Below are 12,555 nucleotides of genomic sequence, written 5' to 3'. Positions count from 1 at the left end.
AATGCGCAGGTGAAGTGTCAGCAAACGGAAATCACCATATCTCGAGTCGACCGCGCATACGACCTCGGCGCCGACGTTGAGTAACGCTCGCAGTTGAGACGCAGCTGCACTCGCTGATGTCAGCCATTGGTCCATTCCGTCTATGCCGACAACAACCGGCCGCATGGGACTTCGGACACATCGTTCTGTCGCCCATGTCCTGACGTGATCAAGCTGCTCGTCGAGTCCACCTTGCTTGCGTGGCACGACCAGCTTCTGTCCTCGCGGACCCGCGAGATGATTCACACATGCAGCCAACTCCCTTCTCCGGCTGGGTGTGTCTGGCCCAATGACAAATCGGATCTCTTGCCGCTCGTGATCGCTGCTGACGGCACGCGGCGAAAGCGGCGGAAGCCTTCGGTCCACAAGCGATTCCTTGGCGGCGAAGATCCGTTCCACCACGTTCCTGGCGCACGGAACTACTGCTCGCGGTGTCTGCGAGAGCGCTCCGTGCAGTCGCCTACAACTCGCATTCACCATCTTTGAATCACCGCCTGGAGCTTTACTGCCCCTGATAATGCCGCCAGCTACGGGTTTGTCCGACTGCACGAAATCTACAGACGAGTTCATATCAGCCTCCATTAAACAAAGCTTGACTTGAGGCCGGATTCGGCAGATTATGGATTTGTAGATTGTCCACTCTGCCGATCAGGCCGAGACGAACGGGCGTCTGGTCTTGAGAGGACCGGGTGCCCGTTTTTTATTGCTTGGCGATTTTCACGGACCTTGCTTCATAACTGAAGTACCTCGTGAATTTGCATTGCTTGAGAAGGTTGTAAAAGCTCCCGGCACTCCGCCCTGACGGACGTCCAGGCAGGCGCCCAGCACGATTGACTACCCCGCAATCTATATATTTTTCCTATCGACTACTGGCAACCGATTCCCAACTGAGAGTTGCCGAGCCTCGAAGCACAAGGTCATTTCGTTAAGTTCCTGAGTGCTACTCGTGACCCAATATCCGCCTCCAGGACTGCGTACTGCGCGCCAATGTGAAGCTTAGCCACAGAAGTCAAACTCACGACGTCGAGACGACAACTCGATGCGAAAACCCTCACCAGCCAAGGCTCCGAGGGAATCGGCAACGGCTCGCGCTGGCGGTGCATTAGTGTATTTGGGGTCCCCCAATGGCTGACGAAGCTGTAAACCGCTCTTCCATGCAGGACTACCGATACTGGCGCCGACTTTTGCCGGCCCCGGCGGATATTCAAGATCGAAAGGAGATGTCACTTTCTCGACGTCTGCGGGGATTGAAGGGAATGTCATGGGCAGCAGCCGCCGTACTCAAAATTGGCCAAACGGCCTCACGACTCAGCTGTTTAGGACGCTCAGTCGCTTCACGATCAGACGGCCGGGCACGGCGGGGCGATCGCTGCGCCCCTAACAGCAAAATCATGCACCAGTACTTGCGCGGAGACCGGTGTCCAGTGGAAGGGCCGCGCGGCAAATACAAGGTTGATCTGACTGGCGCAGTGCACGCCCTACCCGGTGGGGCGACGGCTCGTCTCTGGTTGCATTCCTTGCTATGGGAAGTGCTCGACAGCACTATCACGCTGGACCGCCTGACGACCATCCGTCTTACGATCGACTCTGCTCCTCAAAATCTTTTTCTAGGGAAATATATCGAGTTATGGATCCGATATCGGCTGCTGACACTTACGGGTAGCGGCGATACGGACCTGCAAGGGCTGGCAAATGCAATCGACGCGTGCCACGACGAACTGCGCAAGACCGACGCGGTCTTCAATCACATATCTCAGCCGCTGCTGCGTTACTTGAAAATAGCCGAGCCGCGACTGCCCTTGGCGCGCAGTTATTCATCTCTTTTACCCTGCAAAACTGCCCCTTCGTCTACAGTCCGCCTTTGGGCGGCATTCGAGGCAAAAATGCGATACGTGGAACAGCGGAGAAACCGATTTAACAACGGCGTAACCCGATATCTTCGCTCAGGTCGAGTTCGACTGCCCGATCATCGGTTCTTAGCCTTTTTTCGCGCGCAGTGGGAGCGTTTCCTCAGAATCGAAAAGGCGGCGGATTCGTTGGACTGGGACTGGAAGGTAATCAAAGGGATGGCTCCGAGAGGCGTCGGCTGGGAGTGTCTTTACGAGGCATGGGGCATAAACTTCCCCGAGATACGCCCGAAATCGGCACGGCGTTAGAATCCTCCGCAGGGGACGCGAGGAGCTAATTTGGGCGTGGCTATCGGGTTACTGACCGCACCGCAACTGCACATGGCAGTATGTTGCGAACAGATCTCGCCGTGCATGTTGTCCGATGCCGCGATAAGGCGCGGGTTATCACCGCTACGCCCCGGGCAACTCCGGCGCAGTCTCCCTACGTGCTGACGCGTATGGTTCGGATGGGACCGTGGTTTAGAAAACATCCGCACCTATGCCAAGCACTCCTACGGACTCCTACGGAAAAATGTCAAAGCCAGATTGAAATGTCGGGGTCTTAGCTAGATACAGATGTCGGGGTTGAGGTCGGTTCTGGGTGTTGGGCTAGGGTTGTCTTGCGGTCCTTTTATATCTCTCTGGAGGGGGGTTTTTAGCACCGAGCCTCCCGGGTTCTGGTGTGTCCCCATGACTGCCGCATTCCAGTCATCGAGCGTCACTTCGCGCTGCTTCTTCGTGCCAGGTAGCCGCGCCTTCGCACGCACGGGTTCACCGCGGTTCGTGCGTGACGGTGAGCCGGAGATCCGGCGGTTGTCGCGCTGGGCCTGGAGCGCCTGCGCGACCTGCAGCGCATGACCAAGACGCTTGTGCTCGATCACCGCGCCCTGGTCGATCTCGGCAAGCTTGTCGTACTGGACACAGGGCAGTGCGACACCATCGGCACGGATCTCGAGGCGTCCGTCCGGATACTCCCACACGTCGATATAGCGGTGAATCAGCCTGCGGTTGGCCGGCGTATCGTCAAGCAGCCAGATCACGCGGTCGTTCAGCAGCGTCAGTGAATCCGAGACCTTGCGCAGAACCCGCCAGGTCAGGACCGCGTCGAGATCCTCGTCAGCGCGCACGGGTCGATGCGCATCGAAAGCGCTGCGTGGCGGCTTCGCAAAGCGCGCGTTATAGGCTGCCATGAACGCGGGCGCCCAGGCGTTGGCAGCCTCGATGGTGCTGATACCGCGCAGCCGGAGCTCCTTGACGAGCCGGTCCTGCAGCGTGAGGTGGGCGCGCTCGACGCGTCCCTTGGCGGGGCTTGAGTTCGCGCAGAACGTGTCGATGTTCAGCTCGTACATCGCCCGGCCGAACTGTGTAACACCTTTACCCGCTGTCTCCGAGCGTCGCTTCACGTAAAAGACGCTGGCCCTGTCACTGTAGAACGCCACCGGCTTGCCATGCTGCTCAAGATACGCGCGCGTCGCCTCAAAGTAGCTGAAGGTCGATTCGGTCGACGTAAAGTGCAGCATCATCAGGCGGCTCGTGGCGTCATCGACGTACACCAGCAGCGTGCAGGCCGGCGCCCGGTCCTCGAACCAATGATGGTCGCTGCCGTCGATCTGCACCAGCTCACCCAGGCATGCACGCCGCGCACGCGGCTGGTAGATCTTCGGTGGCCGCTGCCGGCGCGGTACCCACAGGCCGGCGTCCATCATCAGGTGCCGCACGGTTTCCTTCGACAGCACGAGGCCATGACATTCGCGCAGCTTCTCGCACGCCAGCGTCGGCCCAAAATCGGCGTAGCGCTCGCGAATGGTGGTCAGGGCCCGCACGGCCAGTCCTTCATCGAGCTTCCGGTTGCCGGGCGACTTGCGCTTGCGTGAAGCCAGTCCCGCCGCGCCCGATTCCCGATATCGCGTTACCAGCCGCTCGACCTGACGCACGGTCAGACCCAGTCGCCCGGCGGCACGCCCTGGCTTGAGCCCCATGTCCACCACGGCCTGGATCACCTTCAAACGGTCGAGTTCGCGCATGTTCAATGTCACCAGTGCGGCTGGGCTCATGACTGGCTCCTGCGATCACGCTGCAAAACGCCAGCTTGCCAGCCACCGTAAAACACGACATTTGTATCTTGCTAGAACACGACATTCTCATATTGCCGCTACAAAAAAAATGTTGATTCTTGGCACCTCGGGCATCGTGTTGCGAAGGTTTGTTCTTCAACTCTCCCTTTATCTATAGGGGGGAAGTTATCCACAGGCGCCGCTATTCGCTGAAGGGCTGTTGCATCACCGAAGTGCAACGTCTGTTGCGCGATGGGACGTGCGACTGCGCAACAACGGCGGCCGGGTCGTGGCATCGCGTGATCGGATGTTGTTGCGGATCCGCGCTACCTAGGCAGGAAGGGTAGACTTCGTTCCGAGCTGCCACAGCATGTCGATGTTCTTCAGATAGGTCGCGACGTTTTCAGCAGACGCCTGGATGATCGAATGTTGTGTGCTATCCAGGCTGTTGATTTCTGCTGTCCACGGATCATCAAGATGGGCGCATACGGCGACGATGTCCTCGCGATATTGCTGGAACGTGTCATTGTCCCAGGTCTTGACGGTTGAAGGTGCAAGCAGCACTGAGAGCACGCCTTTGCGTTCGCCGATGAATCGCACGGGCGCAAGCAGGCCAGTGAGGTACATGATCAGGATCGCATCGAGCACCCGGTCGTCGTGATCTTCGTCCCAGATAATTGCGAAGTCGAGGAACCTGCCGTACTGAAGCTGGTTCATCAGTTCGTCGTGCCACGTCGGTATGCGTAAAACAGAATAATGCGTACCTCGCCCGAGGTATCCGACTGGACCGGCCTCATCGTGCAGTCTCTGGAAGCAGGGTGGGTAAGACATTTCGTGCTCCTTTCGGGAGAGAGGCGGCTTCCGCCGCCGAACCGCAGCCATTTCGTAGCTGCGGCGATCACGCAAACACTATCACGTCACGCTGCCAGTCAACGCTGCCTTCTATCTCCACGTCGCACCGGGATATCTACCGGCATTGGAGAAACTTCCGCCTCGGGAATCGCGCCGTGCTTCGCAAGTGTGTCTCGCGCCTCGCGATGATGTTCATAGAACCTGGCCCATTTACTGAAACCACCCATCTCGCCGACGGCACGCAGCATGGCGAGGTGGGAAGCGGTCAGCAATTGCACAGTCGCTTCAAGTTCGGCAATCCGGATGTCCTTGTCGGCGAGCGATGCTGCGGTGTCGGCACCAGAGCGTTTCGCCACGCGGCCTCGCCAGCGCCGGTATTCGGTCTGCCGTTGCTGATATTCAGCGAGCAGCGCTCTCCGTGATTCGCTACGGGTGATCGACGATGCCGCACAGATGGACGGATGCAACCGTGCAACAGCGCGAGCCGTAATGTCTTCATCATCGGCGAGCAACGCTTCGAGCGTCTCGCGCATCGCGTCGTCGCCGGACCCTTTCGGTTCAGTCATCAAGTACTCCTCGTTGCCGCGGCATTGACAGGTCAACGCCGTCAGGGAAGGGGCGCTTCCCCGATGGTGTTGCAAGGAGCCTCTGTACGCCGGCCAGCCGTTTTTCCGCGTGATCAAGCTGGTTTTTCCAGCCAATGCTGGTCGATGGCCGGGCCCTGATTGTTTCCAGCGCAAGCTTGAACTTGCCCTCGAGCTGGATCAGGTTCTGCCGGTTCTCCGGCAGATCGGTCGCCGAGAGGTGACGGCAATCCGCGAAGCATTCGAGGTGTCTCGGGCAGGGGTCAACCGTGAACGAATTCAGGCAGTGCCCATACGGCGTGGCATGGAAGCCGTCCGCTTCGGCGCGCAGGTACGCGTACGCGGCAGCGTCGCCCTCTGTTGCCTGAATGCGTCGGAACGCATCAACGATCGGGCCGTTGGCCTTGCCGCCCTTGATGAGCCTGGCAACCGTGCTGGCCTTCTCGCCGAGCATGACCTCGATGTCCTGCGGGATTTCGATCTGGTCGAGCTCTTCTGCAAGACTGCGATGGTCGTACTCGTAGCTCTGTGCGACGCTGCGCCGGTTGAAGCGCTTCGAGATGATCGTATCGGCCACGCCCAGGCGGAACAGTTCGGTGTTTTGCAGATGGCGCAGCATGTGCGACTCGATCTTCATTGCCCTGTCTTCGTCGGTCTGCCCGTATTTTTCGAACAGTGACGGTATTCGCTTGTCGTCACCCAGCGCGAGTCCTATAAAGCGTGGTACAGGGCGGCTAACTGACATGCAGCGGGTGACGTCACACAAGCCATCGTTGCGCTCCTCCGAGAGCGATCGCTTCGGCTGGACGAACAGGAATTCCCACGACCGTACGACGCCGACCGCGAGTGGCAGCGGCATTGTGTCGGAGACCTTGGTCGGTATTGTGGCCCGGATATGGTCTTCGAGCTCGCCCACATGGAGATAGGTGTTGTGCCAGCTCATGCGTTCCCGCACCCCCTGCACCTGTCCGTCCGCTCGACGGAAGCGCAATTCGATCTGCCCGTCACGCATCCTGTCGAGCAGCCGTTTTCCGAACTGATATACCGCCATGTCCAGCGAGATCGGACCATTCCGGGCTCTTTCTGCCTGATATCGCTGGAGGTCGATCAGCACATCAGGATCGAAGCTTTTCCGATAACGTTCGATGAACGGCTCGCGCTCGATGTCCAGCCAGAACGGGTTGCCCATCAGCCGCACATACGCTTCCGTGAACGGCACGACGTCATTGGCCCGATACCAGGGCAGTAGCCGACCGGTCTCGCACTGCAACTTCAGCGTCGCGCGCAGCGGCTCCGTGAGCTTTGCGACGTGATCGAGCGTGTCGGTCAGCAATTGCCGGAACATGTCTGGCACAGGCTGCGCATTCTCGAACAGAACACGGCCATCCGACTCCTCGATCTGTTGCTTTTCCGCGAAGTGGCGAATCATGAGCGACGTCGAGATGCCGCCGGCTTCGCCGGCAGGGCGGCCCTTGGCATCGACGTAAGTTCGCTCACGCTTCCAGCCAACAGGTAGCAGCGCGGCTTCGCCTATCCGGAGCCCCGTCACGATCATTGTCCGGATCGCGGCGAATCGGAGATCGTCCATGAACGTACGCGGCTTTTCGGTCATCACGATGCGGGTCAGCTCCCAGAACGCCTGGCGCTCCGGCAACCGCTCCTCACGCTTGCGCGCATCGAGGTCAGTGCGCAACTCCTCCTGCGACCAGGTATGCTTCGCCTTGATCGCATTTTTCATTTTCATACGGGGAACGGCGAGCGACGAGTACAACTGACCAGCGTCGCAGAGGTGCTGGGCGTCGAACACTATTTTGATGATGCCGGCCACCAGGTCTCCCAGCTTCCCTGTGGCCTGGATCGCCTTTCCGACGCGGATCGCCAGACACAGATCGTCGACGGTCAGTTGCCATGGCTCCCTGTTCACGCATGTAGCGATTACACGCAGCGGACGTGCGATGGACTGCGAGACATACCCGGAGGTGTTCCGTTTGAACAGCAACTGTTCGGCGACTGCTGCCTTGACCAGGTCCTGCCATGCGGGCGACAGCGGTTGGCGTGCCAGTGGCGTCAGGTCGCGCTCGGCGTTAATGATCGCCAGCGCCTTCGCATCAGCTCCAAGGTCTCGCAGATAATGCGTGGGCGGCGGCACGTCATTGGCAATAGCGGTCAGGTTCCAGCCGACACCATCGAGTGCGGCGCCTGTTTCATCGAGAGGCATGTCCCACGACAGGCCTTTCTCACGGGCCAGCGTTTTGCCCAGCTCGATGAACGCGGAGTAGTGTGGGTTCATCAGTCGTCGCCTTCCAGTTCGTCAATGACCGTCTGGATCTCGGCGATCGTGCGCTGCAGCTGCAGATAGGCCGGCGACCGGGTGTCGCCGCGGGAACTCCTGTCGAAGAACACAACCACTTCACGCATGGTGGCCAGCACCCGCTCATGCATCGATCTATCGTGTAACGGCATGAACTTCCTGCATCCATAGCACGACGTGACCGGGTTATAGGGGCAGGCCGGCTGCCCCGAAGAGCATCCGCCGATACCTGCAATCGGAATGCCGTGAGGCACACCAGCGATCTGTTGCTCACCTTTAAGAAGGGTGAGCTCTTCCGGGAGGATGAACCGGTCGTGCGCAATTTTCGCCACACGCCGGTATATGTCCGACGCGCCGAGCGCCCGGTTGACCCGTTCCGCGTGGGAGGCCGATGTCGCAAAGTACACCAGCCCCCTCTGGACATGAGAATGCCCCAGGAATTCCGCAAGTTCCTCATGAGTTGCACCAGCGTCAACGAGCCGTTGCGCTGCGGTGTGCCGCAAATCCGTGGCCGTACCGAGGTCATCCGAGCCGATCAGTTTCCTGACGAGCGCGGCAATCCGGGCTCCAGCCTCGTAGTTCGACTGCACAGCGAAGAAGCGCGCAGCGCCAGCGGCCCCTTCAGACCGCCGCCATGTATTGAGTACAACGAAGATCGGGACCCACTCACGTTTGACGCGGCGTGTAAGCGGCTTTCTTTTCGAGTCGCTTCGCTGCTTGGCCATATGGAAGGTTAAATGAACCGTCGGCAGTCCATCCGGCGCATCCTGCCAGATGCGAACATTGCGCATGCCCAGCATCGCAATCTGGATCGGGCGCATGGCGAACTGGTAGGCGCACAGCAACATGCCAGCGTCGCAGACGTCCTCGTACGCTAACGGCGTTTTCACTGACGACGTGAGAACCGAAACCACTTCGTCAAGATGCCGAACGATCGCGGCCTCTTCGTCGGCCGACAGGAAGGCGTCGCCGGAATGCACTCCCGCGTAGGCGTCGCTCGCAGGGCCCGGCAGGGAAGATCGGATGAATTCCGCAAATGTTGGAGACCAGCCGCCAAGCCGGTGAGCACAAAGCAACCGTAGCAGCGTTTTACCAAACCGGTACGCGTCCTGAGGCAGATCGCGTGCGCGCATGACAGTCCATTCGCGGCTAATCTTGTGGGGGCCGGCGTCGATCAGCTTTTCGACTTCAGCAACCGGGAAGTGCATCGCTCCACTTGCCGCCTTGAAGGCCGAAACGACGTGGAGATCTTCCCCCAGCAGATACAGGAAGAGCTGCTTCACCAGCATGGCGTATGCACCTGGATAACGATCGAAGTCCAGCCTGTGCGGTCGCCCGTATATCGACAGCTCGAATACTGTTGCGTCGGCAGGCGCAGGGATCGAACGGGTAGCGTTATCAAACTCGTCGTAGTAGCGGATGACAGGGGGAAGAGCAGGGAGTCGCGAGACCACGTCGATGATCAGTTGCCCGGCCCCAACGGCAACATCTGCGCCGTCGCGACGATGGGGCGGCCGCATGGTCAGAGCCCCTTCGGGATGGCGCGCAGCAGCGCCACCCGGTCATCGAAGCTGTCGTTCCAGACGTCAGCGAGCCGGTCTTCGAAGACGGCCCGCGCGTAGCGCAAGGGCATCACAGATTTTTTCGACCAGCCGAAGAACGTGCGCATCTTCTGAAGCGCCTCATCGATCGAATCGCCGTTATCGATCAGCTGCTGTAACCGGACAACGGCGCCTGTGTGCCGCAGGTCGTGTGGCATCACGGAAGCCTTGCCAGTGCGATCGCGCAATTCCTGGCGTACGGCGTCAGGCAACGCATTCGATATCTCGCGAAACGCTTTCGTCAGCGATTCCGTCGCGAACGGGCTGTCGAAATGCGAATTGAGCAGGAAGGGGTGGCCAGGGCGACCGCGATAGTTCTCGATGTATGTCTGAACCAGCTGCGCCGTCACTGGGCTGACCGGCATCTGACGAACAGAATGGGCTGTTTTGATGCTCGGCTTCGAGTAGCGCGAGTCGATCGAACCATCCGTGTCGTCGTCCTCGTACTCATTTTGCTGCACGTTGAGCCAATGGCGCAGCGTCTGCCGTTTTCGGTCAAATCCTGTCTTGATGGCGTCGGCCGCCAGGAGCAGTAACTCTCCACGCCGCAGACCTTGGTGCAGCATCAGAATGAAAGCAATGTAAATACGCCAGCGGGTCTTTGTATGTCTGAATGGGTTCCGGCTTGACACGGGGTCCAGCAGATCGTACAGCGTCTCGACCACTGCGGCAGGCAACGAGCGGATCATCTCCGTCTGCCTGCATTTCCGGACGTGCAATTGGCCGTACAGCGTTGAGAGCCTGTGCAAGCGTGTCTCGATGTCCCGTAGCCGGTCATCTGGAATGCGGCTCCTGGAAAGCCACGTCAGCACGTCTGTCAGGAATCCCAGGCCCGCATGCCAGCGCAGTTCGTCGGCTCGCGTGACGCGTGGCCGGTTCCGGATCGAGACAAACCACGATTCGAGCACATCGGCCAGCGCGGCATCGTTCATATCCGCGAGCGCGTCATCGAGACCGCTCGGTCCCAGCAACCGGTCCGCATGCTGATACAGATCTTCAATGTACCGAAGCTTGCCCGCCTGGGTCGATGCGGCCAGATGACCCATCGAAACAATCGACCAGATGTTCGCCCAGTATCGCGGAACGGCGGCTTCGCTCACCAGTGTGGGACTTCTGAGATGCGGCGGCACCAGCGGATCCGATAGCTGTAGAAATGCCATTGATTCACGCAACAGTGATCAGGTACCAAATGGTACGAAGCCGTTGCGTCGAATTCGTGAAAGGAACGGGAAATCCGCAACGCTCTTTCCCGTACCACTGACGATGACAAACTTAATTATGTCAAATGCGCGGGGCTAATCTGTGGCCGTGATCGAACGCCGATGCAGACTTAGTCCGGGCAATCACGGCAGGCAGCCAGTATCGACACAATCCCATTAGGCATCCGGTGCCCCAGCCCACAGTCGTAGGTGGCAATGCGGCGAGCACCGTCGGAAGGTTCTTATGCGAACGCATTCGCGCAAATGACTGCTTGAGCCCGGAAAGCCGAGAGCCGATGCTCAGTGTGTTGATGAGCAAGCGAGCTTGGCCCCAAAGGCAACGAAAATCCCGTCCGTCACGCGAACACCTCGGCCGTTCTTAGATCGGGAGTAAACTGCGACACTATGCAGAGTATATCATTGTGACATTTACGAGAACTCGATGGATGCTTGTTATCGTTCGTAAAACTACGTGATGCCGATACTGGCCTCTGGGAAAGGTGTTTCCACAGGGATGCGCGCGACGATTGAAGTACCCTTACCTTGTGCACTTGTGATCGAGAGTTGGCCACCAAGAATAAGTGCCCTCTCCCTCATGCCCAAGAGGCCAAAAGACCTCGGGCGCGCGGATTCGCTATCGAATCCGCACCCGTCGTCATGTACTTCGAGCAACCAAAAAGAATCGGCCTGCGAAAGCGAGACGGTGACCTGATTCGCGTGCGCATGGCGTGCGGCGTTCGTCAACGCCTCTTGTGCGATCCGAAACATCGCAGCTTCCCGCTCCTCGTCGAGCACCACGGTGACCTTGGGAGTCTGAAGCCGACAAGCTATGTTGTTGTCCCGGGAAAACGTCGTAGCGAGCAATTCCAATGCGGGAATAATGCCGGCGTCCAGTGCAGCTGGTCGCATGGACACTATTGCATGGCGCACGACCTGCATCGTCTGATCGCAAAGGCTCAACAATCCCTGCAACCGGTCGAGAAGTTCGGGGTTGTCGGCTCCAAATTCGATCCGCAGCGCAGAGATGTTCAGTCGCAATGCGGTCAGTTGTTGGCCTAACTCGTCGTGCATCTCGCGGGCAATACGCTTACGCTCCTCTTCGCATGCCGTTTCACGTCTCGTCGTTGCTTCCTGCAGTAGCAGATATGATTCACGTAGACTTCCGCTGGCCTCAGGCTGCTCCGTGCGAGTCAACGAAACAGCTGGGAGGTCTTCAGGTTTGATCGTTTCCAACGGTTTCTTCTTCGCCTTCATGATGTTGGGCAGCGTCACATAACGCGGCTCGTTCAGGCGCAGATCCGTCGTCACCACCGCCGGCACCGTCAAGGCGAGCGTCTCGCCACCCCCGTCCACTTCACGCGCGACCGTCGCTTTGCCCTCGGCAATCGCCTGCTTGCCCAGGATAACGAGCTGCGGCTGCTTTTTGTCGCTGAGCATCTTGAGCAGCTTTGCCACAGCCAGCGGCTGCAGATCTTCGTTCGATTCGATCAGGATCACGCGATCGGCACCGATCGCCAGTGCCGTGCGCAGCGTCTCTTGGCGTTGCGCCACACCGGCCGACACCGCCACCACTTCCGTGGCCACGCCCGCCTCCTTCAGACGCACCGCTTCTTCAATCGCGATTTCGTCGAAAGGGTTCATCGACATCTTCACGTTCGCAATGTCGGCGCCCGTGCCATCCGATTTCGCGGCGACTTTGATGTTCGCATCGATCACACGCGTTACCGCTACCAATATCTTCATCCATGCTCTCCTGGGTGCGGTCGGTCGGCAACAACGTAGATACACGGACGACCGAAACTCTTGACCAGTAAAAAATTAAAAGTGACCGCGATGGGGTAAATTTCCTTTCGTGTGGAAAATGGCGGTTAGGGAAGGTCCGCACAACCCGCTTTTGAAGCGTTATCTTTCACATCGAGCGCAGCCTCGGCCTCCGGACTTTGTTGGTGAGTTGGTTGCCATGGTTTTTCTGCGCGCCGGAACGCCCCCACCCGACATATGACCTTCATCAGCCCGGTGTTTCAGC

At 59.1% G+C, this 12,555-nt stretch carries 8 protein-coding genes and 1 pseudogene; 1 reads left to right on the top strand and 8 read right to left on the bottom strand.

Translation table 11 applies throughout. From position 1 onward, the window contains the following. The first annotated feature begins 1,163 nt into the window (after positions 1-1,163). Positions 1,164-2,195, top strand: a complete 1,032-nt coding sequence (locus tag B0G77_RS37410; RefSeq protein WP_166656341.1) for a hypothetical protein — start codon at positions 1,164-1,166, stop codon at positions 2,193-2,195. Between the two features lie 299 nt (positions 2,196-2,494). Here B0G77_RS37410 and B0G77_RS37405 read toward each other — a convergent pair whose 3' ends face one another. The 8 genes and pseudogenes from B0G77_RS37405 to B0G77_RS44935 form a co-directional block, all read right to left on the bottom strand. Continuing rightward, the gene (locus B0G77_RS37405; RefSeq protein WP_243751369.1) at positions 2,495-3,982 is read right to left on the bottom strand and encodes an ISNCY family transposase; all 1,488 of its coding nucleotides are present in this window, start codon (positions 3,980-3,982) and stop codon (positions 2,495-2,497) included. A 330-nt stretch (positions 3,983-4,312) separates the two neighbouring features. Next, complete coding sequence (locus B0G77_RS37400; RefSeq protein ID WP_133666748.1) at positions 4,313-4,813, bottom strand: hypothetical protein; 501 nt, start codon at positions 4,811-4,813, stop codon at positions 4,313-4,315. Between the two features lie 98 nt (positions 4,814-4,911). After that, positions 4,912-5,400 (bottom strand): hypothetical protein, encoded by a 489-nt coding sequence (locus B0G77_RS37395; RefSeq protein WP_133666747.1) that lies wholly within the window; start codon positions 5,398-5,400, stop codon positions 4,912-4,914. Further along, positions 5,393-7,708 (bottom strand): hypothetical protein, encoded by a 2,316-nt coding sequence (locus B0G77_RS37390; RefSeq protein WP_133666746.1) that lies wholly within the window; start codon positions 7,706-7,708, stop codon positions 5,393-5,395. The genes B0G77_RS37395 and B0G77_RS37390 overlap by 8 nt, the downstream gene beginning before the upstream one ends. After that, positions 7,708-9,249: a site-specific integrase gene (locus B0G77_RS37385; RefSeq protein WP_133666745.1), complete on the bottom strand. Its 1,542-nt coding sequence runs from the start codon at positions 9,247-9,249 to the stop codon at positions 7,708-7,710. Before B0G77_RS37385 ends, B0G77_RS37390 begins: the two co-directional genes overlap by 1 nt. Positions 9,250-9,251: 2 nt before the next feature. Then, positions 9,252-10,490, bottom strand: coding sequence for a tyrosine-type recombinase/integrase (locus B0G77_RS37380; RefSeq protein WP_243751368.1), 1,239 nt, complete (start codon positions 10,488-10,490; stop codon positions 9,252-9,254). Between the two features lie 507 nt (positions 10,491-10,997). After that, a complete protein-coding gene (locus tag B0G77_RS37375) occupies positions 10,998-11,723 on the bottom strand; it encodes a sensor histidine kinase (protein ID WP_279571373.1) in 726 nt (241 codons plus the stop codon). 12 nt (positions 11,724-11,735) lie between these two features. Continuing rightward, positions 11,736-12,272: pseudogene (locus B0G77_RS44935) on the bottom strand (electron transfer flavoprotein subunit beta/FixA family protein); the annotation flags it as partial. Positions 12,273-12,555: the final 283 nt, after the last annotated feature.

This window comes from Paraburkholderia sp. BL10I2N1, assembly GCF_004361815.1.
Lineage (GTDB): Bacteria > Pseudomonadota > Gammaproteobacteria > Burkholderiales > Burkholderiaceae > Paraburkholderia.
This window is presented reverse-complemented; position numbering and strand designations above follow the sequence as displayed.

Coding starts and splice junctions, on each gene's coding strand:
- B0G77_RS37410 (WP_166656341.1), top strand. CDS start 1,164: ATGGCTGACGAAGCTGTAAACCGCTCTTCCATGCAGGACTACCGATAC.
- B0G77_RS37400 (WP_133666748.1), bottom strand. CDS start 4,813: ATGTCTTACCCACCCTGCTTCCAGAGACTGCACGATGAGGCCGGTCCA.
- B0G77_RS37390 (WP_133666746.1), bottom strand. CDS start 7,708: ATGAACCCACACTACTCCGCGTTCATCGAGCTGGGCAAAACGCTGGCC.
- B0G77_RS37385 (WP_133666745.1), bottom strand. CDS start 9,249: ATGCGGCCGCCCCATCGTCGCGACGGCGCAGATGTTGCCGTTGGGGCC.
- B0G77_RS37405 (WP_243751369.1), bottom strand. CDS start 3,982: ATGAGCCCAGCCGCACTGGTGACATTGAACATGCGCGAACTCGACCGT.
- B0G77_RS37380 (WP_243751368.1), bottom strand. CDS start 10,490: ATGGCATTTCTACAGCTATCGGATCCGCTGGTGCCGCCGCATCTCAGA.
- B0G77_RS37395 (WP_133666747.1), bottom strand. CDS start 5,400: ATGACTGAACCGAAAGGGTCCGGCGACGACGCGATGCGCGAGACGCTC.